The sequence below is a fragment of the Streptomyces sp. SudanB25_2051 genome, from assembly GCF_964272635.1.
Classification (GTDB): domain Bacteria; phylum Actinomycetota; class Actinomycetes; order Streptomycetales; family Streptomycetaceae; genus Streptomyces.
Map to the genome: position 1 here is coordinate 3,486,183 of NZ_OZ186787.1, position 25,448 is coordinate 3,511,630.

General features: G+C 70.3%; 19 protein-coding genes, 3 rRNA genes and 1 pseudogene. 9 read left to right on the top strand and 14 right to left on the bottom strand.

What is annotated here, in order from left to right; translation table 11 throughout:
- Positions 1–267: 267 nt before the first annotated feature.
- The 3 genes from ACSUPT_RS15570 to rrf all read left to right on the top strand — a co-directional run bounded on the left by ACSUPT_RS15570 (position 268) and on the right by rrf (position 5,394).
- Positions 268–1,795 (top strand): 16S ribosomal RNA (locus ACSUPT_RS15570).
- A gap of 282 nt (positions 1,796–2,077) precedes the next feature.
- Positions 2,078–5,200: ribosomal RNA gene (locus ACSUPT_RS15575) — 23S ribosomal RNA — on the top strand.
- A gap of 77 nt (positions 5,201–5,277) precedes the next feature.
- Positions 5,278–5,394: ribosomal RNA gene (rrf, locus tag ACSUPT_RS15580) — 5S ribosomal RNA — on the top strand.
- Together the 16S, 23S and 5S rRNA genes form the textbook arrangement of a ribosomal RNA operon.
- 95 nt (positions 5,395–5,489) lie before the next feature.
- On the opposite strand, the gene ACSUPT_RS15585 is transcribed toward rrf, so the two are convergent.
- Genes ACSUPT_RS15585 through ACSUPT_RS15600 form a run of 4 tightly spaced genes read right to left on the bottom strand, consistent with a single transcriptional unit; the run spans position 5,490 to position 9,175 of the window.
- Positions 5,490–6,158, bottom strand: a complete 669-nt coding sequence (locus ACSUPT_RS15585) for a response regulator transcription factor (RefSeq protein ID WP_351963819.1) — start codon at positions 6,156–6,158, stop codon at positions 5,490–5,492.
- Entirely contained in the window at positions 6,155–7,414 is a 1,260-nt protein-coding gene (locus ACSUPT_RS15590; protein WP_399219488.1) for a sensor histidine kinase, read from the bottom strand. The genes ACSUPT_RS15585 and ACSUPT_RS15590 overlap by 4 nt, the downstream gene beginning before the upstream one ends.
- 25 nt (positions 7,415–7,439) lie before the next feature.
- Positions 7,440–8,264, bottom strand: a complete 825-nt coding sequence (locus ACSUPT_RS15595) for an ABC transporter permease (RefSeq protein ID WP_436944672.1) — start codon at positions 8,262–8,264, stop codon at positions 7,440–7,442.
- Positions 8,261–9,175: an ABC transporter ATP-binding protein gene (locus ACSUPT_RS15600; RefSeq protein ID WP_436944674.1), complete on the bottom strand. Its 915-nt coding sequence runs from the start codon at positions 9,173–9,175 to the stop codon at positions 8,261–8,263. Before ACSUPT_RS15600 ends, ACSUPT_RS15595 begins: the two co-directional genes overlap by 4 nt.
- A 139-nt stretch (positions 9,176–9,314) precedes the next feature.
- Between ACSUPT_RS15600 and ACSUPT_RS15605 the strand changes: the two are divergent.
- Positions 9,315–9,900: pseudogene (locus tag ACSUPT_RS15605) on the top strand (N-acetyltransferase family protein).
- A 52-nt stretch (positions 9,901–9,952) separates the two neighbouring features.
- Here the strand turns inward: ACSUPT_RS15605 and ACSUPT_RS15610 are convergent.
- The 7 genes from ACSUPT_RS15610 to ACSUPT_RS15640 all read right to left on the bottom strand — a co-directional run bounded on the left by ACSUPT_RS15610 (position 9,953) and on the right by ACSUPT_RS15640 (position 17,859).
- The gene (locus ACSUPT_RS15610; protein ID WP_436944676.1) at positions 9,953–11,581 is read right to left on the bottom strand and encodes a type VI secretion protein; all 1,629 of its coding nucleotides are present in this window, start codon (positions 11,579–11,581) and stop codon (positions 9,953–9,955) included.
- A 2-nt stretch (positions 11,582–11,583) separates the two neighbouring features.
- A complete protein-coding gene (locus ACSUPT_RS15615; RefSeq protein WP_351964066.1) occupies positions 11,584–12,993 on the bottom strand; it encodes an ATP-binding protein in 1,410 nt (469 codons plus the stop codon).
- A 110-nt stretch (positions 12,994–13,103) separates the two neighbouring features.
- Positions 13,104–14,663 carry an SCO6880 family protein gene (locus ACSUPT_RS15620; protein ID WP_351963823.1) on the bottom strand — a complete coding sequence of 520 codons (1,560 nt, stop codon included), beginning with the start codon at positions 14,661–14,663 and terminating at the stop codon, positions 13,104–13,106.
- A complete protein-coding gene (locus ACSUPT_RS15625) occupies positions 14,660–16,024 on the bottom strand; it encodes a hypothetical protein (RefSeq protein WP_436944678.1) in 1,365 nt (454 codons plus the stop codon). The genes ACSUPT_RS15620 and ACSUPT_RS15625 overlap by 4 nt, the downstream gene beginning before the upstream one ends.
- A complete protein-coding gene (locus ACSUPT_RS15630; protein WP_436944679.1) occupies positions 16,014–16,886 on the bottom strand; it encodes a hypothetical protein in 873 nt (290 codons plus the stop codon). Before ACSUPT_RS15630 ends, ACSUPT_RS15625 begins: the two co-directional genes overlap by 11 nt.
- Before the next feature lie 141 nt (positions 16,887–17,027).
- Positions 17,028–17,336 carry a hypothetical protein gene (locus ACSUPT_RS15635; RefSeq protein WP_023587500.1) on the bottom strand — a complete coding sequence of 103 codons (309 nt, stop codon included), beginning with the start codon at positions 17,334–17,336 and terminating at the stop codon, positions 17,028–17,030.
- Between the two features lie 394 nt (positions 17,337–17,730).
- Positions 17,731–17,859, bottom strand: coding sequence for a hypothetical protein (locus ACSUPT_RS15640; protein WP_023587499.1), 129 nt, complete (start codon positions 17,857–17,859; stop codon positions 17,731–17,733).
- Between the two features lie 849 nt (positions 17,860–18,708).
- Between ACSUPT_RS15640 and ACSUPT_RS15645 the strand changes: the two genes are divergently transcribed.
- Entirely contained in the window at positions 18,709–19,725 is a 1,017-nt protein-coding gene (locus ACSUPT_RS15645; RefSeq protein ID WP_351963826.1) for a bifunctional lytic transglycosylase/C40 family peptidase, read from the top strand.
- A 148-nt stretch (positions 19,726–19,873) separates the two neighbouring features.
- Entirely contained in the window at positions 19,874–20,602 is a 729-nt protein-coding gene (locus tag ACSUPT_RS15650; RefSeq protein WP_436944681.1) for a phosphatase PAP2 family protein, read from the top strand.
- A 32-nt stretch (positions 20,603–20,634) separates the two neighbouring features.
- Here the strand turns inward: ACSUPT_RS15650 and ACSUPT_RS15655 are convergent, their stop codons facing one another.
- Positions 20,635–22,245 carry an FAD-binding oxidoreductase gene (locus ACSUPT_RS15655; protein ID WP_436944683.1) on the bottom strand — a complete coding sequence of 537 codons (1,611 nt, stop codon included), beginning with the start codon at positions 22,243–22,245 and terminating at the stop codon, positions 20,635–20,637.
- A 4-nt stretch (positions 22,246–22,249) separates the two neighbouring features.
- Positions 22,250–22,471 carry a hypothetical protein gene (locus ACSUPT_RS15660; protein ID WP_351963829.1) on the bottom strand — a complete coding sequence of 74 codons (222 nt, stop codon included), beginning with the start codon at positions 22,469–22,471 and terminating at the stop codon, positions 22,250–22,252.
- A 149-nt stretch (positions 22,472–22,620) separates the two neighbouring features.
- Between ACSUPT_RS15660 and ACSUPT_RS15665 the strand changes: the two genes are divergently transcribed.
- The 3 genes from ACSUPT_RS15665 (at position 22,621) to ACSUPT_RS15675 (ending at position 24,876) form a co-directional block, all read left to right on the top strand.
- Entirely contained in the window at positions 22,621–23,529 is a 909-nt protein-coding gene (locus tag ACSUPT_RS15665) for a hypothetical protein (RefSeq protein ID WP_436944685.1), read from the top strand.
- A gap of 251 nt (positions 23,530–23,780) precedes the next feature.
- On the top strand, positions 23,781–24,002 hold the full coding sequence (locus tag ACSUPT_RS15670; protein WP_351963831.1) for a hypothetical protein: 222 nt from the start codon (positions 23,781–23,783) through the stop codon (positions 24,000–24,002).
- A 208-nt stretch (positions 24,003–24,210) separates the two neighbouring features.
- Positions 24,211–24,876 (top strand): maleylpyruvate isomerase family mycothiol-dependent enzyme, encoded by a 666-nt coding sequence (locus ACSUPT_RS15675; protein ID WP_436944687.1) that lies wholly within the window; start codon positions 24,211–24,213, stop codon positions 24,874–24,876.
- Between the two features lie 113 nt (positions 24,877–24,989).
- Here the strand turns inward: ACSUPT_RS15675 and ACSUPT_RS15680 are convergent, their stop codons facing one another.
- Positions 24,990–25,343 carry a metal-sensitive transcriptional regulator gene (locus ACSUPT_RS15680; RefSeq protein ID WP_351963833.1) on the bottom strand — a complete coding sequence of 118 codons (354 nt, stop codon included), beginning with the start codon at positions 25,341–25,343 and terminating at the stop codon, positions 24,990–24,992.
- Positions 25,344–25,448: the final 105 nt, after the last annotated feature.

Below are 25,448 nucleotides of genomic sequence, written 5' to 3' on the forward strand. Positions count from 1 at the left end.
AACGGAAAAGGGATCTGCTAAGCTGGAAACACCGAAGGGAAGCGCCCGGAGGAAAGCCCGCAGGGAACTGAGGGTGAGTACAAAGGAAGCGTCCGTTCCTTGAGAACTCAACAGCGTGCCAAAAGTCAACGCCAGATATGTTGATAACCCCGTCTCTCTGAGACGAGGTTCCTTTGAAAAACACAGCGAGGACGCTGAGAACCGGAAGGACTATTCCTCCTTCGGGTTCCGCTCAACGCGAGTGTTCACCGGGATAACCCGGAAGCATTCACGGAGAGTTTGATCCTGGCTCAGGACGAACGCTGGCGGCGTGCTTAACACATGCAAGTCGAACGATGAACCCACTTCGGTGGGGGATTAGTGGCGAACGGGTGAGTAACACGTGGGCAATCTGCCCTGCACTCTGGGACAAGCCCTGGAAACGGGGTCTAATACCGGATACGACCACTTCAGGCATCTGATGGTGGTGGAAAGCTCCGGCGGTGCAGGATGAGCCCGCGGCCTATCAGCTTGTTGGTGAGGTAACGGCTCACCAAGGCGACGACGGGTAGCCGGCCTGAGAGGGCGACCGGCCACACTGGGACTGAGACACGGCCCAGACTCCTACGGGAGGCAGCAGTGGGGAATATTGCACAATGGGCGAAAGCCTGATGCAGCGACGCCGCGTGAGGGATGACGGCCTTCGGGTTGTAAACCTCTTTCAGCAGGGAAGAAGCGAAAGTGACGGTACCTGCAGAAGAAGCGCCGGCTAACTACGTGCCAGCAGCCGCGGTAATACGTAGGGCGCAAGCGTTGTCCGGAATTATTGGGCGTAAAGAGCTCGTAGGCGGCTTGTCGCGTCGGATGTGAAAGCCCGGGGCTTAACCCCGGGTCTGCATTCGATACGGGCAGGCTAGAGTTCGGTAGGGGAGATCGGAATTCCTGGTGTAGCGGTGAAATGCGCAGATATCAGGAGGAACACCGGTGGCGAAGGCGGATCTCTGGGCCGATACTGACGCTGAGGAGCGAAAGCGTGGGGAGCGAACAGGATTAGATACCCTGGTAGTCCACGCCGTAAACGTTGGGAACTAGGTGTGGGCGACATTCCACGTCGTCCGTGCCGCAGCTAACGCATTAAGTTCCCCGCCTGGGGAGTACGGCCGCAAGGCTAAAACTCAAAGGAATTGACGGGGGCCCGCACAAGCGGCGGAGCATGTGGCTTAATTCGACGCAACGCGAAGAACCTTACCAAGGCTTGACATACACCGGAAACACCCAGAGATGGGTGCCCCCTTGTGGTCGGTGTACAGGTGGTGCATGGCTGTCGTCAGCTCGTGTCGTGAGATGTTGGGTTAAGTCCCGCAACGAGCGCAACCCTTGTCCCGTGTTGCCAGCAGGCCCTTGTGGTGCTGGGGACTCACGGGAGACCGCCGGGGTCAACTCGGAGGAAGGTGGGGACGACGTCAAGTCATCATGCCCCTTATGTCTTGGGCTGCACACGTGCTACAATGGCCGGTACAAAGAGCTGCGATACCGTGAGGTGGAGCGAATCTCAAAAAGCCGGTCTCAGTTCGGATTGGGGTCTGCAACTCGACCCCATGAAGTCGGAGTCGCTAGTAATCGCAGATCAGCATTGCTGCGGTGAATACGTTCCCGGGCCTTGTACACACCGCCCGTCACGTCACGAAAGTCGGTAACACCCGAAGCCGGTGGCCCAACCCCTTGTGGGAGGGAGCTGTCGAAGGTGGGACTGGCGATTGGGACGAAGTCGTAACAAGGTAGCCGTACCGGAAGGTGCGGCTGGATCACCTCCTTTCTAAGGAGCACATAGCCGACTGCGAGCGAATGACTCGCACGGTTGCTCATGGGTGGAACGTTGACTATTCGGCGCGATTCTTCAAAGCCTTCTGTTAGTACTGCTTCGGCGTGGAACACAGTAAGAGTGGCGGAGATCGTGCCGGGCACGCTGTTGGGTGTCTGAGGGTGCGAGCGTTGCTCGCCCTTCGAACGCCGGCCCCAGTGAACTCGCCGCGATAGCGGTGGGGTGATGGGTGGCTGGTCGTTGCTTGAGAACTGCACAGTGGACGCGAGCATCTGTGGCCAAGTTTTTAAGGGCGCACGGTGGATGCCTTGGCACCAGGAACCGATGAAGGACGTGGGAGGCCGCGATAGGCCCCGGGGAGCTGTCAACCGAGCTTTGATCCGGGGGTGTCCGAATGGGGAAACCCGGCAGTCGTCATGGGCTGTCACCCTTACCTGAACACATAGGGTAAGTGGAGGGAACGAGGGGAAGTGAAACATCTCAGTACCCTCAGGAAGAGAAAACAACCGTGATTCCGGGAGTAGTGGCGAGCGAAACCGGATGAGGCCAAACCGTATGCGTGTGATACCCGGCAGGGGTTGCGCATGCGGGGTTGTGGGATCTCTCTTTCACGGTCTGCCGGCCGTGAGACGAGTCAGAAACCGTTGATGTAGGCGAAGGACATGCGAAAGGTCCGGCGTAGAGGGTAAGACCCCCGTAGCTGAAACATTGACGGCTCGTTTGAGAGACACCCAAGTAGCACGGGGCCCGAGAAATCCCGTGTGAATCTGGCGGGACCACCCGCTAAGCCTAAATATTCCCTGGTGACCGATAGCGGATAGTACCGTGAGGGAATGGTGAAAAGTACCGCGGGAGCGGAGTGAAATAGTACCTGAAACCGTGTGCCTACAAGCCGTGGGAGCGTCGCTCACATCTTCGGATGTGGGTCGTGACTGCGTGCCTTTTGAAGAATGAGCCTGCGAGTTTGCGGTGCGTTGCGAGGTTAACCCGTGTGGGGAAGCCGTAGCGAAAGCGAGTCCGAATAGGGCGATTTTAGTAGCGCGCTCAAGACCCGAAGCGGAGTGATCTAGCCATGGGCAGGTTGAAGCGGAGGTAAGACTTCGTGGAGGACCGAACCCACCAGGGTTGAAAACCTGGGGGATGACCTGTGGTTAGGGGTGAAAGGCCAATCAAACTCCGTGATAGCTGGTTCTCCCCGAAATGCATTTAGGTGCAGCGTCGTGTGTTTCTTGCCGGAGGTAGAGCACTGGATAGGCGATGGGCCCTACCGGGTTACTGACCTTAGCCAAACTCCGAATGCCGGTAAGTGAGAGCGCGGCAGTGAGACTGTGGGGGATAAGCTCCATGGTCGAGAGGGAAACAGCCCAGAGCATCGACTAAGGCCCCTAAGCGTACGCTAAGTGGGAAAGGATGTGGAGTCGCAGAGACAACCAGGAGGTTGGCTTAGAAGCAGCCACCCTTGAAAGAGTGCGTAATAGCTCACTGGTCAAGTGATTCCGCGCCGACAATGTAGCGGGGCTCAAGCGTACCGCCGAAGTCGTGTCATTGCAGCATGAGGGCCAACGCCCGCTGTGATGGGTAGGGGAGCGTCGTGTGCCGGGTGAAGCAGCCGTGGAAGCGAGTTGTGGACGGTTCACGAGTGAGAATGCAGGCATGAGTAGCGATACACACGTGAGAAACGTGTGCGCCGATTGACTAAGGGTTCCTGGGTCAAGCTGATCTGCCCAGGGTAAGTCGGGACCTAAGGCGAGGCCGACAGGCGTAGTCGATGGACAACCGGTTGATATTCCGGTACCCGCTTTGAAGCGCCAGCGCTGAACCCAGCGATGCTAAGCCCGTGAAACCGCCGTGTGCGTCTTCGGACAAGCACGGAGTGGTGGAGCCGGTGGCCCAGACTGGTAGTAGGTGAGCGATGGGGTGACGCAGGAAGGTAGTCCAGCCCGGGCGGTGGTTGTCCCGGGGTAAGGGTGTAGGACGTCACGTAGGCAAATCCGCGTGACACATAGTCTGAGACCTGATGCCGAGCCGATTGTGGTGAAGTGGATGATCCTATGCTGTCGAGAAAAGCCTCTAGCGAGTTTCATGGCGGCCCGTACCCTAAACCGACTCAGGTGGTCAGGTAGAGAATACCGAGGCGTTCGGGTGAACTATGGTTAAGGAACTCGGCAAAATGCCCCCGTAACTTCGGGAGAAGGGGGGCCACGCCTGGTGATGAGTCTTGCACTCGGAGCTGGGGGTGGCCGCAGAGACCAGCGAGAAGCGACTGTTTACTAAAAACACAGGTCCGTGCGAAGCCGTAAGGCGATGTATACGGACTGACGCCTGCCCGGTGCTGGAACGTTAAGGGGACCGGTTAGCTTGGATTCGTCCAGGCGAAGCTGAGAACTTAAGCGCCAGTAAACGGCGGTGGTAACTATAACCATCCTAAGGTAGCGAAATTCCTTGTCGGGTAAGTTCCGACCTGCACGAATGGCGTAACGACTTCTCGACTGTCTCAACCATAGGCCCGGTGAAATTGCACTACGAGTAAAGATGCTCGTTTCGCGCAGCAGGACGGAAAGACCCCGGGACCTTTACTACAGTTTGATATTGGTGTTCGGTTCGGCTTGTGTAGGATAGGTGGGAGACTGTGAAGCTTGGACGCCAGTTCAGGTGGAGTCGCCGTTGAAATACCACTCTGGTCGTGCTGGATGTCTAACCTGGGTCCGTGATCCGGATCAGGGACAGTGTCTGATGGGTAGTTTAACTGGGGCGGTTGCCTCCTAAAGGGTAACGGAGGCGCCCAAAGGTTCCCTCAGCCTGGTTGGCAATCAGGTGTTGAGTGTAAGTGCACAAGGGAGCTTGACTGTGAGACCGACGGGTCGAGCAGGGACGAAAGTCGGGACTAGTGATCCGGCGGTGGCTTGTGGAAGCGCCGTCGCTCAACGGATAAAAGGTACCCCGGGGATAACAGGCTGATCTTCCCCAAGAGTCCATATCGACGGGATGGTTTGGCACCTCGATGTCGGCTCGTCGCATCCTGGGGCTGGAGTCGGTCCCAAGGGTTGGGCTGTTCGCCCATTAAAGCGGTACGCGAGCTGGGTTTAGAACGTCGTGAGACAGTTCGGTCCCTATCCGCTGTGCGCGTAGGAATATTGAGAAGGGCTGTCCCTAGTACGAGAGGACCGGGACGGACGAACCTCTGGTGTGCCAGTTGTTCTGCCAAGGGCATGGCTGGTTGGCTACGTTCGGGAGGGATAACCGCTGAAAGCATCTAAGCGGGAAGCCTGCTTCGAGATGAGTATTCCCACCTCCTTGAGAGGGTAAGGCTCCCAGTAGACGACTGGGTTGATAGGCCGGATATGGAAGCCCAGTGATGGGTGGAGTTGACCGGTACTAATAGGCCGAGGGCTTGTCCTCAGTTGCTCGCGTCCACTGTGTTAGTTCTGAAGTAACGAACTCCCATTTGGCTGGTTGAGTTCATATCTTCATAGTGTTTCGGTGGTCATAGCGTTAGGGAAACGCCCGGTTACATTCCGAACCCGGAAGCTAAGCCTTTCAGCGCCGATGGTACTGCAGGGGGGACCCTGTGGGAGAGTAGGACGCCGCCGAACAATTTTTGACGGGGAGCCCCGTGCCTGATGGCACGGGGCTTTCCGCATTTCCAGGGTCAATTCGATGGGTGAAGGGCCCAGGCAGGCCCCGATCCCTACCCCTCCGGGTGCACCAGGCGGGCGTCGTACGCCAGGATCACCGCCTGCACCCGGTCGCGGGAGCCCGTCTTCGCGAGGATGCGGCCCACATGGGTCTTCACCGTCGACTCCGCCAGATGGAAACGCTCGGCGATCTCCGTGTTCGTCCAGCCCCGGCCGATCACCGTCAGGATCTCCCGCTCCCGCTCCGTCAGCGACGCCAGCCGCGGGTCCGGCGCCGGCGCGGCACCCGGCACCGGAGGCAGATGCTGCACATACGCGTCCAGGAGCCGGCGCGTCAGGCGCGGCGCCACCACCGCGTCGCCCGACGCGACCGCCCGTATGCCCGACAGGACCTCCTCCGGCTGCGCGTCCTTCAGCAGGAACCCGCTCGCACCCGCCCGCAGCCCCGCGTACGCGTACTCGTCCAGATCGAACGTCGTCAGGATCAGCACCCGCGTCCGGCCGCCCGACGCCACGATCCGACGCGTCGCCTCGATCCCGTCCATGCCCGGCATGCGGATGTCCATCAAGGCCACGTCCGGCCGCAGCTCCGCCGCGAGACGCACCGCCTCCGCGCCCGTCCCGGCCTCCCCGGCCACCACCATGTCGTCCTGGCTCTCCAGGAGCATGCGGAAACCGAACCGCTGCAAGGGCTGGTCGTCCACGATGAGTACGGTCGTCACGTCACGGAATCCTTCGGCAGGGACAGATGGACACGCCAGCCCCCCGACGGGGCGGGCAGCGGGCCGGCCTCCAACGTGCCGTCGTACAGGGCGGCCCGCTCGCGCATGCCCGTCAGACCCCGGCCCCCGGCACGCTCGCCGGACACCGGGCGGGGAGCACCCGCGGCGGGGCCCGTGTCGGTGACCGTGACGGCGACGCCGGCACCGGAGCCGTACGACACCTCCACCGTCGCCGTCGCGCCGGGCCCGGCGTGCTTCAGCGTATTGGTGAGCGCCTCCTGCACCACCCGGTACACCGTCAACTGCCGGCCCGGCGGCAGCGCGGCCGGCTCGCCGCGGACCGTGAAGCGCACCGGCAGGCCCGCCGCCCGCACGCCCTCCAGCAGCTGGTCCAGATCGGCGAGCGCGGGCTGCGGCGACAGCTCCGGCGGCGCGGTGCCCGCGGGCGGCTCGTCGCGCAGGACCCCCAGCAGCCGGCGCAGCTCCGTCAGGGCCTGGCGGCTCGTCGACGCGATCCCGTCCAGCGCCTGCGCCGCCCGCTCCGGCGACTTCGCCGCCGCATACCGGCCGCCGTCCGCGAGGCCGGTGATCACCGACAGGTTGTGGCCGATGATGTCGTGCATCTCCCGCGCGATACGGGCCCGTTCCGCCGCCGCGGCCAGCCGGGCCTGCTGGTCGCGCTCCACCTCCAGCTGGCGTGCCCGCTCCAGCAGCGACGCCGTGTACTCCTGCCGGGTCCGCACGACCACCGCCCCCAGCGCCACCAGCACATACGCCCACAGCGGCGCCACGATCAACTGATCCCACGAGCCCCGCGGGAAGCGCACGGCACCCACCACCAGCGGCGGCAGCACCAGCGCCATCGCCCACCACAACCGGCGCAGCGGCAGCCGCAGGGCGATGTTGAACACCACGACCAGCTGGATCAGCGCCGCCTGCAGCAACGCCCCCGTCCACTGGCTGACCAGCGCCCCCGCGGCCATCACCGCCAGCACCGCCAGGGGCCTTCGGCGGCGCCACAGCAGCGGCAGCGACAACACCAGGCTCACCGCCGCCACCAGCTCCGGCGCCACGTCCGGGTTCGCGGCGATGTTCCGCCACCCGCCGCGGGCGTCGGTCATCGCGGCCACCACGAAGAAGCCCGTCAGCAGCGCGTCCCACACCAGCGGGCGGCGCCGGTCGAACACCCGCACCCGGTGCAGCACCGACTGCACCCGCGCCGTCAACGCCCCGACGCCTTCCGCGCGTTCCTCCATGCCGCCATCCTCGTACGGGACGCCGTCACACGTCGCGGCGTTTCAGCAGCACACCCGCGAGGGCCAGGGTGCCGCCCGCCCACAGCAGCAGCGCCAGGAGCGCCCCGCCCGGCGCGGCCGCGCTTGGCAGCGGGGTCGACGAGCCGAGCGCGTTCGCCGCCTGCGTGGGGAAGTACCGCAGGACGTCGTCGGTGAACCCGTACGGGAGGGCGCCGAGGATCTCCGGGACGATCACGACGCCGCCGATGAACGCGCCCAGCGCGCCCGGCACCGAGCGGAGCAGCGCGCCCAGGCCGAGGGCGATGAGCGCGACCAGCGTGACGCCCAGGGAGTTCCCGGCGAGCGCGGCCACCACCCCGTCGTCGCCCAGCGAACCGGCCTTGTCCGTGTCGGCGAGCAGCAGCTGCGCCGACGGGTAGGCGATCAGGGCCGTGACGAAGCTGAGGGTGAACGCCGTGGCGGTGAACACGGCCGCCTTCGCCCACAGCACGGGCAGCCGGGCCGGGACGGCGGTCAGGGTGGCGCGGACGGCGCCCGTCGCGTACTCGCCGGCCGTGACGAGGATGCCGAGGACGGCGAGGCAGATCTGCGACAGCAGCGTGCCCTGGAGGACCAGGACGACCGGGTCGATGTCGCCGTCGCCGCCCCCCGACTCGTAGGTGCCGCCCATCAGGAGGGCGACACCGACGACGGCGAGGACCGCGGTCGCGGCCGTGACACGGGTGGAGCGCAGCGAGCGGAGCTTGAACCACTCCGAGCGCACGACGCGGACCGGTGTGACCCCGTAGGGGCCGGCCGCCCGCGCGTCGGGGGCGCTCGGGGGCGTGGTGCCGGGGACGGTGGTGGTCATGCGGCTGCTCCCTGGTATTCGACGGTGTCGCGGGTGAGGTCCATGAACGCCTCCTCGAGGGACGCCTCGCGGGGCGTCAGCTCGTACAGCGGGATCGCCTGCGCGGCGGCGGCGCGGCCGATGTCCGGTGCTTCCACGCCCCGTACGTCGAGGGCTTCGGGGCCGTCCGCGGTGACCTCCGCGTCCGGGTGGGCGGCGAGGAGCGCGCGGCGCAGATCGGCGGCGTGCGGGGTGACGACGTGGACGGTGCGGCCGCTGGAGCGCCGTACGAGGTCGGCCACCGTCGTGTCGGCGAGGAGCCGGCCCCGGCCGATGACGATCAGGTGGTCGGCGGTGAGGGCCATCTCCGACATGAGGTGGGAGGAGATCAGCACGGCGCGGCCCTCGTCGGCGAGGGAGCGCAGGAGGGTGCGCATCCACAGGACGCCCTCCGGGTCGAGGCCGTTGACCGGCTCGTCCAGGATGAGCGTCGCCGGGTCGCCGAGCAGGGCGGAGGCGATGCCGAGGCGCTGGCCCATGCCGAGGCTGAAGCCCTTTACGCGCCGGTCGGCGACGGCCGTCAGGCCGGTCAGCTCCAGGACCTCGGTGACGCGGCGGCGCGGCAGGCCGTGGGTGAGGGCGAGGGAGTGGAGGTGGGCGCGGGCGGTGCGGCCGGGGTGGACGGCGCGGGCCTCCAGCAGGGCGCCGACCTCGGTGAGGGGCGCGCGGTGGGCGGCGTAGGCGCGGCCGTTGACCGTGGCGCGGCCGCGGGTCGGCGCGTCCAGGCCGCAGAGCATGCGCAGGGTGGTGGACTTGCCGGCGCCGTTGGGGCCGAGGAAGCCGGTGACGGTGCCGGGGCGGACGGTGAAGGTGAGGTCCTGGACGGCCGTTCTCGTGCCGTACGTCTTGGTGAGGTCATGTGCCCGGATCATGCTGTCGACGCTAGGGAGCGGAGCGCCCCGGGGCGTCGGACCGGGGGCGGGAGCGCGGGCGGCGGAGTGGTACCGGGGTATGACGGCGGTTAAGGGGTTGCCCCGGGGGCGGGCTGGTCTGAACGATCGGGGGATGACGATGGACTACGAGGTGAGGCCCGTACGGGCCGATGAGTGGGCCGCGGTGCGGGAGCTGCGGCTGGCGGCGTTGCGGGACCCGGACGCGCCGCTCGCGTTCCTGGAGTCGTACGAGGACGCGGCGGCCAGGCCGGAGGCGTACTGGCGGGAGCGGACCGAGCGGGCGGCGGAGGGCAGCGGCTCGGCGCGGCAGTTCGTGGCGGTCGCGCCGGACGGGCGGTGGGTCGGTTCGGTGACCGCTCTGGTGGAGCGGCGGGGCGCCGGCGTGGTGTTCGGCGAGACGCCGGAGGAGGACCAGACGCACCTGGTGGGCGTGTATCTGCGGCCCGAGGCGCGCGGGGCGGGCGTGGCGCAGAAGCTGATGTGGGCGGCGGTGGTCGTGGTCGCTGACCGACCCGGTGGTGCGGCGGGTGCGGCTGTACGTCCACGAGCGCAACGGGCGGGCGGCGGCGCTGTACCGGAAGGTCGCGTTCCGGCCGACGGGGCGGACGGTTCCGGTGGAGGGCGAGCCGGGCGCGCTGGAGCTGGAGTACGAGATGCGGCGGCCGGTCGTGTGCGCGGGGGACTTCGGGCCGCTGGGGCTGTAGGCGCTGGGGGCTGCCGGGGCGCTCAGGGGGCCACGAGCGTGGCTCCAGGGGCTCAGGGGGCCGGTGTGGCCAGGGGGGTCTGCCAGCGGGCGCGGGCCTGTTCCGGTGAGCGGAGCAGTACGAGCGTGGGGAGGCCCTGGTCGTGGCCGGTCGCGAGGAGCTCCGGCACCCCGGGGAGCGGGGCGACGGCGGCCGCGTCGTCGAGCACCAGGGTCATTGGTGGGTCGAGCCGACCGTCGGATGACCGTGCGGCCATGCGGCGGCCGTGCTCGACCACGTGCGAGGCGAGGGCGGTGAGGAGGGGCATCGCCCCGGCGTCGGTCCGGGGGTCCTCGATCGGTTCGCCCACCACATAAAGGGTTCCCCCTTCGGCGGCGAATGATTCCAAGGTCAGGGTGTCGGTCCGGTTCGGGGTGCACGCCTCGCGGATGTGGACCAGCGAGAGGGCGGCCAGCGCACGGCCCGTCAGGGCGCGCGCGGCGTCCCGGCGTTCGGGATACGCGGTGAGCGCGGACTCCAGGAGACCGGCGTGGCTGTTGGTGGCCTTGGGGTGGGTGCGCAGGATACGCACCGGCTCGTGGGCGGCGCCGCCGTGCTGCGCCCAGCGGTGGACCTGCTTGAACGGCCGCCCGTCGACCGCCGCCGCGTGCAGCCAGCAGCGCAGCAGCGTCTCGGCGGTGTCGGCGATCGCGGCGTCCACGCGGGCGCGGGGGCGCACCGGGGCGAGGAGCGCGGCGGCGCGGGCGGCGGCCGTGGCGGTGTCCTCGCAGCCGTCGGCCGGCGACCAGTGGAGGCGGGCGGGGCTGTCGCAGAGGTGACCGGGGTCGTAGAGGAGGACGGGGCCCAGCTTGGCGCGCGCGTCCTTGGTGTCGGCCCACAGGCTGGGGTCGGACGTGACGACGAGGGCGGGGCCTTCCGCGTCCAGTACGGCCTGCAGGGCGCGGGGGCGGCGCGCGGCGCGGTCGCCGTAGACGAGGCACGGCGCGGCGGTGCGGGGGCCGGGGAAGGCGGCGGCCGGGGGGTGCGCCGCGAGGACCGTACGGGGCTCTCGTACCGGCTCGCGCAGCCCGTCCCGTACCGGCTCCTGCACCGGTTGCCGTACCGGCTCAGGCACCGCGTCCCGTACGGGTTGCCGTACCGGCTCCGGTACCTCGTCCCGTACGGGCTCCTCTTCCGGCGCGCCTACGGGTGCGGGGTCCCGTGCCGTCAGGGGCGCCGCCGTCGGCGCGGGCGCCTCGGACGCCGTACGCACGGCGACCGCCTTGCCGGGGTGGCCGTGCCGGGCGGCGCGGGCGGCCGCCCGTACCGCGCGCCAGCGGGCCACCGTACCGATCACGAACACGGCCAGGACCGCCGCGACCATCAGTTCGCCGATCAGCAGCCCCCAGAACACCCCGTACCCGGGGAGCTGATCGGCCGGCGTCAGCGGCCAGGCGCCCGCCAGGTCGCGCGGGTCGGCGATCAGATGGCGCAGCGCCAGCGGAGTGCGGGTGAAGGTGACCCCGCGCGGCCACGCGCCGTGCGCGAACAGCCCCGCCAGGCCGGTCGCCGTCCACACCACCAGCGTCATGCCGAGCAGGAACCCCAGCAGCCCCACGAGCAGCCCGTCGGGGATGCCGCCCCGCTGCGCCCCGGGCCCCGCCGCGCCGCCCCCGTCCCGTACGTCCCGCGTGCCGTGCACGGTCAGGCCACCGTCGACTCGGGCGAGCCGTTCATCTGGCGCTCCATCAGGGCCGCACGCTGCTCCGCCTCCCACTCGGCGGCCTTCAGGTCGTCGGGCAGCTCGGGCGGGGCCGACTCGGTCATGGCGCGGTCGGTGTAGACGAGCGGCCGTTCCGCCTCGGTGATCAGGTGCTTGACGACCTGGACGTTGCCGTTGACGTCCCAGACGGCGATGCCGGGCGTCAGCGTCGGGATGATCTCCACGGCCCAGCGCGGCAGGCCCAGTACCCGCCCGGTGGCCCGCGCCTCGTCGGCCTTCTGGGCGTAGATGGTGCGGGTGGAGGCCATCTTGAGGATCGCCGCCGCTTCCCGCGCCGCAGCCCCGTCGACCACGTCGCTGAGGTGGTGGACGACGGCGACGAAGGACAGGCCGAGGCGCCGGCCGAACTTCAGCAGCCGCTGGAACAGCTGCGCGACGAACGGGCTGTTGATGATGTGCCAGGCCTCCTCGACCAGGAAGATGCGCTTCTTCCGGTCGGGGCGGATCCAGGTGTGCTCCAGCCAGACGCCGACGATCGCCATGAGGATGGGCATGGCGATGGAGTTGCGGTCGATGTGCGACAGGTCGAAGACGATCAGCGGCGCGTCGAGGTCGATGCCGACGGTGGTCGGCCCGTCGAACATGCCGCGCAGGTCGCCGTCGACCAGCCGGTCGAGGACCAGCGCCACGTCGAGGCCCCAGGCGCGCACATCGTCTATGTCGACGTTCATCGCGTGCGCCGACTCCGGTTCCGGGTGGCGCAGTTGCTCGACGATGTCGGTGAGGACGGGCTGCCGGTCGGTGATCGTCTCGTTGACGTACGCGTGGGCGACCTTCAGCGCGAAGCCGGCCCGCTCGTCCAGCCCGTGGCCCATCGCGACCTCGATGATGGTGCGCAGCAGGGCGAGCTGGCCCGTCGTGGTGATGGACGGGTCGAGCGGGTTGAGGCGGATGCCGTCGTCGAGGGCGGCCATCGGGTCCAGGCGGATGGGCGTGATGCCCAGCTGCTCGGCGATGAGGTTCCACTCGCCGACGCCGTCCTCGCCCTGCGCGTCGAGCACGACGACCTGGCGGTCGCGGAACCGGAGCTGGCGCAGCACGTACGTCTTCTCCAGCGCCGACTTGCCGTTGCCGGACTCGCCGAGGACCAGCCAGTGCGGGGCGGGCAGCTGCTGGCCGTACAGCTGGAACGGGTCGTAGATGTAGCCCTTGCCGCTGTACACCTCGCGGCCGATGATCACGCCGGAGTCGCCCAGGCCGGGCGCGGCGGTCGGCAGGTAGACGGCCTGGGCCTGGCCGGTGGAGGTGCGGACGGGCAGGCGGGTGGTCTCCACCTTCCCGAAGAGGAAGGAGGTGAAGGCGTCGGTGAGGACGGACAGCGGATCGCGCATCATCAGGCCCCTATCGTCCTATCGTCGTCTCGTCCTGTGTCCCGTTCGCGGGCGGCCGGCCGGGCCCGCGGGCGACCGCCGCGGCGGCCGGTCCACCGCCGGCGGCCGGCTCACCGGCGGATGCCGGTCGCGAACGGCAGCGTGTTCACGAACGCCCGGTGGTGCTCGCGGTCGCACCACTCCAGCTTGAGGTACGACTTGCCGGCGGACGCCCTGATCGTCCGCTTGTCACGGGCGAGTGCCTCGGGGGAGCGGGACGACACCGTGATGTACCCCACGAGGTTGACGCCGGCGGCGCCGCTGGCGAGGTCCTCGCCCCGCTGGTCGAGGCGGCCGTGGGCGGCGATGTCGCGGGGGTCGACGGTGCGGTTCATCTTGGCGGCGCGGCTCGCCTCCGCCTCGTCGTTGGTCTTCTCGGTGAGCATCCGCTCGATGGCGACCTCGGTCGGCTCCAGGTCCATGGTGACGGCGACCGTGCGGATCACGTCGGGGGTGTGGACCAGGAGCGGGGCGAGGAAGTTCACCCCGACGGGCGTCATCGGCCACTCCTTGATCCAGGCCGTGGCGTGGCACCAGGGCGCGCGGGTCGCCGACTCGCGGGTCTTCGCCTGAAGGTACGTCGGCTCTACGGCGTCCAGCTCGGCCGGCCAGGCGTTGCGCTTCGACATGGCCTGGATGTGGTCGATCGGGTGGTCGGGGTCGTACATGGAGTGGATGAGCGACGCGAGCCGGGACTGGCCGAGGGGCTGGCGGACGCGGATGTCGGCCTCGGCGAGGCGGGCGCAGATGTCCGTCAGCTCGCGGGCCATGACGACGGCGAGCCCGGCGTCCTTGTCGAGCCGCTGCCGCCTGCCGCCCGCGGCGTGGCGGGCGGCGCGGGCGATGGCGTGGGCCTCGGCGGCCAGTTCCCGCGTGTAGTGCATGCACGCGACGAGGTACGCGCGGTGCTGCTCGCTGGAGGTCGACACCATGGAGAGCAGCTGGTCGTACGAGTCGAGGAGCCAGCGCGGGGCGTTCGGGTCGCCGCGCTGGGCGACGTCCTTGGCGTGGGCGTCGGGGTCGGCGGGCAGGGTGCGCGCCAGCATCTGGATGCGGGTGACGAAGCCGTCCCCGTTGGCGACGTGCTTGAGGAGGGTGCCGAAACGGTCCACCAGGGCTTCCTGGTCCTCGCTGTCGCGCAGCCCGACGCCGGGGCCCTCGATCTCGATGGCCGCGGTGACGGTGCGGCGGTCGGCGTGGAGGAGTACGGCGATCTCGTCGGGGCCGAAGGGGGCGGAGAGCCAGTTGATGCGCCCGATGCCGGGCGGGGGGCCGATCTCGACCTCGCTGCCGTCGAGGCGGGTGCCGGCCTCCATGGCGGCGGAGCGGTACGTGGTGCCCTGGCGGAGGACCCGCTTGTAGCTGCGGTTCACCTCGTACCAGCGGTAGAACGTGCGGCCGCGGTAGGGCACGTACACGGCGGCGAGGGCGAGCATCGGGAACCCGGCGAGCAGCACGATGCGCAGCGAGAGGACCGGGACGAGGAGGCCGCACATCATGCCGAGGAACGCGCCGGCGATGATCAGGGCGATCTCGCCGGTCTCGCGGTTCTTGCCGATGATCGCGTTCGGCCGGGCGCGGCCGATGAGATACGTGCGGCGGGGCGTGATCGGATGGGTCTGGGTCGTCACCGCCCTCCACCTCCTGAGCTGTTGTTGTTACCGGTGTTGCTGGTGCCGCGGCTGGTGTGCGGGCTGCTGGTGGTCGCCGGGGCGCTGGGAGCGCTGCGGGGCGGGGGCGCGGCGGCTCCGGTGCCTCCCGCGCCGGCCGTGCCGCCTCGGCTGCTGTGGGCGGCGACGCCGCCGGAGACGGTGTTGGCGCTGACGGGGGCGCTCGCCTGCTGCTGGTGGTTGCGGGAGCTGTGGGTCTTGATGCCCTGCGAGACCAGCGCGGCGGGGGAGGAGATGACGGCGGCGGCCTGGGCGCCGTCGGTGGCCTGCTTGCGGTTCGTACGGGCGGTGGCGATCTCGTCGCCGAAGCCCGGTACGAAGCGGTAGATCGCGGCGGACGCGAAGATGGCCAGCAGGATGATGGCGAGGCCGGACACGACGGCGGAGAACGCGTCGGGGCCGTCACCGGAGGACAGCGCCCCGGCCAGCCCGAGGACGATCACGATCACGGGCTTGACCAGGATGATCGCGATCATGATGCCGGCCCAGCGGCGGACGTGGCCCCACATGTTCTTGTCGACGAGCCCCGCGTACACGACCGTCCCGAGCAGCGCGCCCACGTAGAGCAGGGCGGCGCGGATGACGAGCTCCAGCCACAGGATGCCGGCGGCGAGGATCGACACGAGCGCGACGACGATCAGCATGATCGGCCCGCCGCCGATGTCGTCGCCCTTCTTCAGCGCGGCGGAGAACGAACCGAAGAACGCGTCGGTCTGCCCGCCGGTGCCGGACGCGATGACCTCGGTGACGCCGTCGGTCGCGGAGACGACCGTGTGCAGGATCAGCGGCGTGAACGCCGAGGCCAGCACCGTCAGCCACAGGAACCCGACGGCCTCGGAGATCGCCGTGCTCAGCGCCACGCCCCGGATGGCCCGCTTGGCGACGGCCAGCAGCCACAGGACCAGCGTCAGGATGGTGGAGGCCGCGAAGACGACGGCGTACTGCTTGAGGAACTGCGGGTTCGTGAAGTCGACGGCGGCGGTGCTGTCGACGGCGGCGCTCAGCTTGTCGACGGTCCACGCGGCGGCGTCGGCGCAGCCGCGGGCGAGGGAGGAGAGGGGGTCGACCGCGTCACCGGGCTCCAGGGGGTTGACGGAGCGGGAGCTGCTGCCGGGGTTGTCGCTTTCGCAGTAATCACGGGCGAGCCCCGAGACGAGGTCGCAGGGGTCGTTGCTCCCACTGGGCGACGGGGACGGACTGGGCGTCGGAGTCGGCGCGGCGCTCGCCCGCGTGGGGAGAGCGAGGAGGAGCGCATGGGCCGCACCGGTCACGCCAAGCGCGGTGATGAGCGAGCGGCGGTGCTGCCGGGCCTTACCGGGCATAGGTGAAGCCTCCGTATCCCGCGACCGCCTCGGCGATCTCGTCCGCGGTGGAGGCGCGGTCGTCACCGTTCACCGGCGTCGGCCCCTCCTCCTGGGTCGAAGACTGGATCTTCCAGTCGCCGCCCACCCACTTGAGCTTCTGGGTGATGGTGAACCAGTTCTGCGTCACGGGCTTCGTCGACGTCTCGCCGGCCATGCCGACCAGCCCCGTGCACCAGACCTCGACGGTGGCCGTGGAACCGTTCATCTCGATCAGCTGGGTGCCGACGGGCATGGTGCGGGAGACGAAGGTCAGGCCCGGAGGGGTGGTGCCGTCCTCGTTGAGACCGACCTTCTTGAGGAAGGCGGGGGAGTACGCCTTGTCCAGATCCGCCAGCAGGCCGTCGGCCACGGCCGGGTCGTGTACGGCGCGGACGATGGCGTGCCGGGACTCCTGCTGGAACATGCCGGCGGAGCCGAGCGCCACCGCGTAGTTCGCCGCGGCGCTCTGCGCGCCCTGCTCGTCCTGGGCGAAGCCCGCCGGGATCGTGCCGTTCTTGCCGGTGATGGGTTTCGTGCCGGTGGCGGCCGTGGGCGCGGCGCCCTCGCGGGGGGCCTTCGCGGTGCCGTCGCTGTCGCCGTCGCCCTGCCGGTTCGCGAAGGCGATCGCGGCGATCAGCAGGACGACCACCCCGACGACGGTCACCAGCGAGCGGGAGGTGCGCGGTGGGCGCCGCGCCGGGCCGCCGAAGCCGTCACCGAACCCGTCGCCGTACGTGTCCGCGGCCTCGTTCTCCGGGAGGCGGGTACGGGTCCGGCCCGTGCCGCCCCGGCCGCCCCTGCCCCGGCCGCTCCCGCCCTCGTACTCGTCGCCGAAGCTCATGACGGGTACGCCTCCTCGAACGACGACTGCTGCCGCTGCCGTACTGCTGTCCGCGCCGGGTGCGCGGTGGGGTGAGTGGACATCAGGAGACGCATCCTCTGCGGGCGCCGGAGCTGGAGGCGGGACGGGCGGGACGGCGGGCTAGACGGCCATCCCGTACACGATGGTGAACAGCGTGCCGAGCGATCCGATGATGAAGACGCCGGTCAGGCCGGCCACGATCAGGCCCTTGCCCTGCTCGGCGCTGAACGTGTCCCGCATGGCCGTCGCGCCGATGCGCTGCTTGGCCGCACCCCAGATGGCGATGCCGAGACACAGAAGGATGGCCACGGCCATCACGATCTCGATCATCACACGGGCCTGGTTCCCCAGGCTCCCGAAGGGGCCCCAGTTCGGGGCGATTCCGCCAATGATGGTGGTGATGTCGCCCTTTTCGGCCGCCAGGTACATGTAACTCACCGCCCCTGTTCGGTAGTTTGACGCCCCGCCGGATGGCATGGGTCGTCAACTATCTTCGCTGATCGAACCGTCGGCGTACGACGACTTGGCTGGTCTCTTTACCCGATCCCCGCACGTTTGACCGAGCCGATGCCTCTGACCTGCGCGGTCGGGTGCCCGGCTCGTACGGATACGCGTGCGGTCACTCTGTGTATCACGGTGCGTGACTGCGGGCAATGACCGTCGTTGTCCCTTGATTGGGGATTTGCCCGGTGAACGGCGACGCCGCCACCGGAAGGCTTCCGGCGGCGGCGTGGGCGCGGTGCGCGTGGCTGGGCGAGGTCGATCGCCCGTCAGACCCCTGCGAGGGTCCCCCGGAGGGGGCCGTCGGGGGTCCCCGTCAGGGTCAGGACTGCCCCGTCTGGCTGAAGAGGAAGTAACCCAGAACCACGATGGCGACGGCGGTCAGTGCGATGACGGCGATCGCGGCGGCCGTTCCCCCGGAGTCTCCGAGCCGGCTCACCTTGTTCCCCATGGTGCTCTCCTGTGGTGCTGACCCCGGCTGGTCGTGGTGCCGGGGTGTGAACACAGCCGTTTGCGGCTGCGTGGCCCAGCGTAGCGCGAGTGGTCCAGACCAGTTGGAGGGGGTCGGGTGGAGGGTGGTGGCGGGGGTCGGAGGGGTCGACTGGCGTTCGGCCCGAGGCGGGCCCCGGGGCCGACCGCCCGCGCGGCCGGGCTCCGGGCGCCACTCGGGTTTGCGGCTTGGCGGCATCCGGGCACGTCAGAGCCTGTCTGTCGCCGGATCGCCCACCGCGACGCACGCTGACAAACCGTCGGCTCAAGGGTAGACGTGGGATGGGGCGGTGCGGTTGCTTCCGGGGTGTGTGATGTCTGCGGTAGTGATGGATGCCGTACGGGCGGGCGTACTTTCGGCCGAGGAGGAGCGCATGTGTTCGCCAGATGTTCACATGCGTACACCGTTTGTTCGCCGCCCCCAAGGCGGTCGGTACCCGACGAAGCCGTGCGCTCGTCCCAACCGCGGCTCGCGGCCCGCGCTATTGCGGTCGGCTCGCGGAGGGTCGGTGGCTCGCTTCGGTCGTGATGGCTGGAACCGAGCGTTGCAGTTGCGGATTCAACTTCCTGGGCCTGGGGTGCGCGGTGAGGTCGACCGGCTGGGTGTCGAGGGACGCCAGGCGGGATGACCTGCGTTGTCGTGTCGCTGGGTCGCCGGACGGGTGACCCTTCCCCCATGTGGCCATGTGTCGGATCATCACATGTGCGGGTTTTCGGATGCAATGGGCTTCCGCGCCTGCTCGGGCGGGCGGCCCGCGCCTAGACTGGATGCGGCGTGGACGAGAGGCCCTACTGCCGACGGGGGTTGACGGTGCGTAAGACGTGGCTGGTGGGCGGGGTCGTCTTCGGCGCCTGCCTGAGTTTCGTCGCGCTGCTCGTCGTCGGCACCTACGTCGCCGCCGCCCACCTCGGCGGCGCCGGCGGGGGCGTCCGCGGGGTCGTCGGCCTCGCCAAGGGCGCCGTGCCGGCCGCGTACCAGCCGCTCGTCCAGCGGTGGGGCAATCTGTGCCCGGCCGTCAACCCCGCGCTGCTCGCCGCCCAGCTGTACCAGGAGAGCGGCTGGAACCCGCGTGCCCAGAGCCACGCCCAGGCCCAGGGCATCGCCCAGTTCATCCCCGGCACCTGGGCCGCGCACGGCGTCGACGGCGACAAGGACGGCGACCGCGACGTGTGGGACCCCAACGACGCCATCCCGTCCGCGGCCTCCTACGACTGCTCCCTCGCCCAGTACGTGAAGAACGTCCCCGGCGACCCGACCGACAACATGCTCGCCGCCTACAACGCCGGCGCCTACGCGGTCATCAAGTACGGCGGCGTCCCCCCGTACAAGGAGACCCAGAACTACGTCCGGATCATCCGCTCCCTGGAGAAGAGCTTCGCCCGCCCCGTCGGCCCCGTCGAACCGTCCCGGCAGGCCGCCGGCGCCATCTACTTCGCCCAGAAGCAGCTCGGCAAGCCCTACCTGTGGGGTGGCGAGGGCACCGCGGCCGACGGCGGCCGCTTCGACTGCTCCGGGCTCACCCAGGCCGCGTACGCCACCGTCGGCATCGAGCTCCCGCGCGTCGCCAACGACCAGTACAACGCTGGACCCCACCCCTCGCGCGACGAGCTCCTCCCCGGCGACCTGGTCTTCTTCTCCGACGACCTCACGGACTCCCGAGCCATCCGGCACGTCGGCATCTACGTCGGCGGCGGATACATGATCAACGCCCCCTACACCGGGGCCGTCATCCGCTTCGACAAGATCGACACACCCGACTACTTCGGCGCCACCCGCGTCACCCAGGACGGCGCAGCCGCCTTGCCCCGGCACGGAACTGACGCCTGATCGGACGGGCCCGGCCGAAGCCGTGTGATCTCTCTTCGATAACGTCGTGTGAGCGTTTCGTGGAGCGTGGAACGTACCCCTCACACAGGACGTTCCCCCGACTGACCGCACCCACCTCACCGCAGCACAAGGCAAGGGGCCGCAGCGCATGGCCGGACTCGCATCGGACGGTACGAACCCCGATGTCAGCCTGCTCTACGACATCAACGGGCTGGCCAAGGCCGCCCCGGGCTGGCTGGACCGCGTCATGGGGTTCGTCGGCGAGTACGGGATCATGCTCGGTCTCGTCCTCGTCGCCCTCTGGTGCTGGTGGAGCGTCCGACGGCGCGGCACCCTGGAGGACTCCGTCTCCGCCGCCGCGTCCATCGTCTGGGCGCCGCTCGCCGGCGCGGTCGCCGTCCTGGTCAACATCCCCATCCGCGGGTTCGTCGAACGGCCCCGGCCCTTCCGGGACCACCAGAACCTGGAGGTCCTCGTCCAGGGCAAGACGGACTACTCGTTCGTCAGCGACCACGCCACCATGGCCATGGCCATCGCCGTCGGCCTCTTCATCGCCAACAAGCGCTTCGGCCTCGCCGCCATCGCCCTCGCCCTCGCGGAGGGCTTCTGCCGCGTCTACATGGGCGTCCACTACCCGACCGACGTCGTCGGCGGCTTCGCCCTCGGCACCGCCGTCGCCCTCCTCCTCGCGCCCGTCGCCCTCGCCCTGCTGACCCCGCTCACCGCCGCCGTCGCCCGCTCCCCGCGCGTCGGCCGGCTCGTGCGCTCCCCGAAGGCGCCCCCGGGGGGTGGGACCCGAGGCGCGCACGGCACGGTGGAACTCACGGACCCTCGGCGCGAGACGGGCGGGGGAGGTGAGCGCGACCTCGCCGCGTAGCGCGGCCGCCCGAGCCCGCGCGGGCCACCGGCTCACAGCGACTGCGCGTACGTGAACAGGCCCTCCGGGTCGTACCGCCCCCGCAGCTCCGCCAGGCGCGGTGCCGCCGCGCCGTAGTAGGCCCGCCGCCAGTCGGGCAGATCCGGGTCCGGGTAGTTCTGGTACGCCGCCCCCGACGCGTACCGGCGCATCCCCGCCCGCGCCTCCCGCAGCCACCGCCGCTGCGCCGCGCCCGGCGTGCCCGGCTGCCAGGACGCGACGTACTGCGCCAGCATCCGCGAGCCCCGGTGGACGAACGCCGTCGCCGCGGGGTCCACCCGGTTCACCGCCCCGCCGAGCGCCGTCAGCGCCACCGAACCACCGCCCCCGCCCTCCGCGACCGCCGTACGGGTGAACGCCTCGACCGCCGTGGTCAGCGCCGCCCGCCCCGCGTCCGGCAGCGGACGGTCGAAGAAGTCCGACGACGCCGCGTACGTCTCCCGGCCCAGCGCCCCGCGCGGGCTGCGCCCCGGCAGCTCACCGGGCAGCCGGCACTGCTCCTCCGAGAGCCCCGCGCACCCCCCGAAGACCAGCATCGACTCCAGGAACCCCCGCTCCCGCAGCGCAACCCGCGGCGCCGGCGCGCCCGACCGGTCCGCCAGCCGGTCCACCGCGTCCTCCAGACCGCCGCGCCCGCCCAGCGTCATCGCCGTCACCGTCACCGACGGCGTACCGCCACCCGCCCCCGCCGACAGGTGCAGCTGCGACCACACCTCGTCCGGCAGCCCCGGCGCCCACTCCTGCCAGGCGGCCAGCACCGCGCGCGCTCGCGTCCACGGCCAGTTCAGATACGCGGTCACCGTCGGCGGCGCCGCGTGCGTACGGAACCGCAGCTCCGTCACCACCCCGAACCCGGCCAGACCGCCGCCCCGCAGCGCCCACAGCAGCTCCGCGTCCTCGTCCGCCGACGCCCGCACGGTGCGGCCGTCCGCCGTCACGACCGTCGCCGCCTCCAGGCTGTCGCAGGTCAGGCCGTACGCGCGGGACATCACCCCGTGCCCGCCGCCCAGCGTCAGGCCGGTCACCCCGACCGTCGGGCACGACCCCGCGGGCACGGTACGGCCCCGCGCCGCCAGCGCCCGGTACACCTCCACCAGCCGCGCCCCCGCCCCCACCACGGCGCCCGTGCCGCCGTCCGCCTCCGCCCCCGCCAGCCGCGACACGTCCACCACGAGGCGGCCGTCGCCGCTGGACCAGCCGCCGTACGAGTGGCCGCCGCCCCGCGCCGACACCCGCAGGCCGTGGCGGCGGGCGAACGCCAGGCACTCCCGTACGTCCTCCTCGCCCGCCACGTACGCGACCGCCGCCGGACGCAGCCGGTCGAAGCGGCGGTTGTAGAGCTGACGGGCCGTCGCGTACGCCGCGTCGCCGGGCAGCACGAGGAGCCCCTCCAGCCCCGCGGCAAGCGCCTTCCAGGACGGCGCCCGGCCGGAGGAAGGGGAGGGGGAGGAGGAAGAGGTGGGTGCCGTCGCGGAGGACGGACCGGCGGAGGGCGTGCCGGCGGGGGGTGGGCCGTCGCAGCCCGACGTCGCGGCCATCGCCGCCGTCAGCCCCGTCGCCAGCCCGGTCGTCAGTCCCGTGGTCAGCAGTGCGCGCCGGTCCATGGCGTCACTGTCGCACGGGCAGCCCCTCTTCCGACATGTGCGCGACGGCGTCCGTACGGGCCCTGTCGCGGGAGCGGCGGGCCGGCCCCGACCAGCCGCAGCTGCAGCGCGCGAGGGCGAAGGCCCCGCGCTCGGTGGTGGTCGCCTGGTGCGGGACCCGGGGCGGTGTGTCGTGCGGGGCGCCGCTGTCGAGAGGCGGCGACGAAGGCGCGTCATGCGGGTGCACACGTCCACGGTACCGGGCCCCGGTCGGAGGGCGTGACGGGCGGCGGAAGCGGTCGTTATGCGAGTGGGTCGTCCCCCGGTCGTCGAGGCCGCGGGCCGAAGGGGCGGGGGTTTCGGCAGGCAGCGGCAGGCGTTGGGGGTAGGCAGGCGATGGTGGTGCACAAGCTCAGGCGGGCGGGCGGCGCGGACGCCGTCACCGCCACCGCGGCGGTCGTGGCGGCGGTGGCGACGGGGCTGGCCGGGTGCTCGCCGGGCACGGGCGCCGGTGCCGCGCCGCCCGCGGGCGCCGTGGTCGGCGAGGCCGCGGGCACGGGCCCGGACGGGGCGGCCGCCGGCGGGGCGAAGGCCGGTGACGCGGGCGGGCCGCTCCACGCGGTGCGCGCCGCTCCCGACCTGCTGGCGCGGGCCGGTACGTCGAAGGCCAGGACGGCACTGGAGATGGCGACCGGCGGCACGCGGCTGACCATCGAGGGCGAGGGCGGCTACGACTTCCGGGCCGGGCACGGCCGGGTACGGGTGCTGCTCCCCGAGGACGGCGACCGGCCGCGCCGCAGGATCACCGAGCTGTTCACGCCGGGCGCCCTCTACATGAAGAACCGGGGCGCCGGCGTGCCCGCCGACAAGTGGGTGCGGATCGACACGACGGGGCTCGCCGACGGCAACCTCGTCACGGGCGGCGCCACCGACCCGGGCGCCGCGGCCGAGCTGCTGCGGGCGGCCCGGCGGGTCACCTACGTCGGCGCCGTGCGGATGGGCGGGGTGCGGGTCGCGCACTACCGGGGCACGACCGACATCGGTGCTGCCGCGAAGGTCGCGTCGCCGCGCGTGCGGGATGTGCTGGAGGCGGCGGCGAAAGGGTTCACCACCGACACGGTGCCGTTCGACGCGTACCTGGACGGCGAGGGGCGGCTGCGGAAGGTGCGCCACCGGTTCAGCTTCGCGAACGGCGAGCGGGAGGTGGAGGTCGCGTCGACGACGGAGCTGTACGGGTTCGGCGCGCCCGTCGACGTACGGCTGCCGCCGCGCCGCGACATCTACACGGGGCGGATCGCCGGCTGAGCCCGAGGCCCCGGCCCGGCCGTCGCGCCTCCCGGACCTCGGGTCCGTGACGGGGGCCGGGTGCCGGACGCGGGCCGGTATCCGCCGCCGCCCGGCCTGACCGGGTGGTGCGGAGGCGCCGGGGGAGGGCCCTCTGGGTGACTCCCGAATGGTCCGGACGTGTCATGCGCGGTCCGTGTCGCACTCCCTACGCTGGGACACCGATACCGGCACCGTGGGAAGCCGATACCGGCTGGAAGAGGTGAACGCGCGTGGTCCCGCTCCCGCTCCTCAGTGCGAAGACCTTCCAGGACCACGTGGCCCTCGCCGAGATAGAACTGTGCGGGGAGCTGATGATCGCCGCCTCCACCGCGGACGGCGAGCGGCTCAGCGCGGACCGGATCGACGAGGTGCTGAAGGTGTCCTCCGGTACGCAGTCCCCGTACGTCCCCGAGCCGCGCCCCGCACCGGGCACCTGGACGCCACGCGCCTGAGACACCCCGCCGTCCGGGGCCCGGACGCCACGCGCCGGACCCGTCGGCTGGGGGCCGCTTGGAGCCGTCCGGGTCCGGTCGCGGCCGGGGGGCCGTGATGGCTCCGAGGGCGCCGCTCGGGTACGTGCCGAGCCCCGTCCTGCCGATGACTTCGACGGCCGGCGGCAGTCTCTCCTCGCACATCCACCCGTGACAGGAGAGCCGCCGTATGACTGTTCCCGAAGCGACCGCCGACCGCCGTGCGAAGGCGTGGGCCTGGGCCGCGATCCACGCCGAGCGCGCGGCGCTGGCCGCCGATCTCGCCGGGCTGCCCGAGCGGGAGTGGGCGACGCCGTCGCTGTGCGCCGGGCTGACGGTCCGCGAGGTGCTGGCGCACCTCACCGCGGGGGCGAGCCTCGACGCGGTGCGCTGGATGGCGGGCGTGATCCGCTGCCGGTTCGACTTCGACCGGCAGGTCGCCATGCGGCTGGCCGAGCAGCTGGGTGCGGGCCCGGCGGAGACGCTGGAGCGGTTCCGGCGCGTGGCAGCCAGTACGACGAAACCGCCCCTTCCCGTGGTGGCCATGCTCGGCGAGACGCTCGTCCACGCGGAGGACATCCGCAGGCCCCTGGGCATCCGGCGGGCGTACCCGGTCGACGTCGTGACGCTCGTGGCGGAGTACTACCGGGGGTCGGACCTCGTGGTCCCGGCCAAGGGGCGGGTCGGCGGGCTGAGGCTCGTCGCGGAGGACGGGGCGTTCGCCGCGGGGGCCGGGGCGCTGGTGTCGGGGCCGACCGTCGCGCTGGTGATGGCGATGACGGGGCGGGGGGTGTACTGCGACGACCTGGTGGGCGACGGCGTCGAGCTTCTCCGCAGCCGCTGCCCCACGCCCTGACGGCCGCGCTCAGCGGGTGGGCGCCCACCGGCGCGTGGGGCGCCCATCCGCGAGGGTGGCCGGGCGGGAGCGGGGCGCCGACGGGGCGGTGCGATTCGGACAGGGGCGGGAGGCTAGGTGCGCAGCATGCGGGCGATCGCTTTTGTCGCTTCCTCGACCTTCGCGTCGATCTCGTCGCCGCCCTTCACCGCCGCGTCCGCGACGCAGTGGCGCAGGTGCTCCTCCAGCAGCTGGAGCGCGAAGGACTGCAGGGCCTTCGTGGACGCCGAGACCTGGGTGAGTATGTCGATGCAGTAGACGTCCTCGTCGACCATCCGCTGCAGGCCCCTGATCTGGCCTTCGATCCGGCGCAGCCGCTTGAGGTGCTCGGGCTTCTGGTCGTGGTACCCGTGCACCGCGTGATCGTGGTCACCGTGCGCCTCGACGGGCTCCGCGACCGGAAGGCCGGCCGGCTCGGTGGTCGTCATGGGTCCTCCCGTTGTCCGCAAAGGGTGGGTATACCCCTCGCGGGTATATGGTACCGATCCTCGCGGGATTGTGCGGGGTCGGTTCTGTTCACTGTGCCCGATGGG

What these genes read in the sequence shown, in the direction of transcription:
- ACSUPT_RS15595 (WP_436944672.1), bottom strand. Translation starts at nt 8,264, where the DNA reads ATGACCACCACCGTCCCCGGCACCACGCCCCCGAGCGCCCCCGACGCG.
- ACSUPT_RS15630 (WP_436944679.1), bottom strand. Translation starts at nt 16,886, where the DNA reads ATGAGCTTCGGCGACGAGTACGAGGGCGGGAGCGGCCGGGGCAGGGGC.
- ACSUPT_RS15640 (WP_023587499.1), bottom strand. Translation starts at nt 17,859, where the DNA reads ATGGGGAACAAGGTGAGCCGGCTCGGAGACTCCGGGGGAACGGCCGCC.
- ACSUPT_RS15635 (WP_023587500.1), bottom strand. Translation starts at nt 17,336, where the DNA reads ATGTACCTGGCGGCCGAAAAGGGCGACATCACCACCATCATTGGCGGA.
- ACSUPT_RS15680 (WP_351963833.1), bottom strand. Translation starts at nt 25,343, where the DNA reads ATGACGACCACCGAGCCGGCCGGCCTTCCGGTCGCGGAGCCCGTCGAG.
- ACSUPT_RS15625 (WP_436944678.1), bottom strand. Translation starts at nt 16,024, where the DNA reads ATGCCCGGTAAGGCCCGGCAGCACCGCCGCTCGCTCATCACCGCGCTT.
- ACSUPT_RS15675 (WP_436944687.1), top strand. Translation starts at nt 24,211, where the DNA reads ATGACTGTTCCCGAAGCGACCGCCGACCGCCGTGCGAAGGCGTGGGCC.
- ACSUPT_RS15590 (WP_399219488.1), bottom strand. Translation starts at nt 7,414, where the DNA reads ATGGAGGAACGCGCGGAAGGCGTCGGGGCGTTGACGGCGCGGGTGCAG.
- ACSUPT_RS15655 (WP_436944683.1), bottom strand. Translation starts at nt 22,245, where the DNA reads ATGGACCGGCGCGCACTGCTGACCACGGGACTGACGACCGGGCTGGCG.
- ACSUPT_RS15600 (WP_436944674.1), bottom strand. Translation starts at nt 9,175, where the DNA reads ATGATCCGGGCACATGACCTCACCAAGACGTACGGCACGAGAACGGCC.
- ACSUPT_RS15615 (WP_351964066.1), bottom strand. Translation starts at nt 12,993, where the DNA reads ATGCGCGATCCGCTGTCCGTCCTCACCGACGCCTTCACCTCCTTCCTC.
- ACSUPT_RS15650 (WP_436944681.1), top strand. Translation starts at nt 19,874, where the DNA reads ATGGCCGGACTCGCATCGGACGGTACGAACCCCGATGTCAGCCTGCTC.
- ACSUPT_RS15665 (WP_436944685.1), top strand. Translation starts at nt 22,621, where the DNA reads ATGGTGGTGCACAAGCTCAGGCGGGCGGGCGGCGCGGACGCCGTCACC.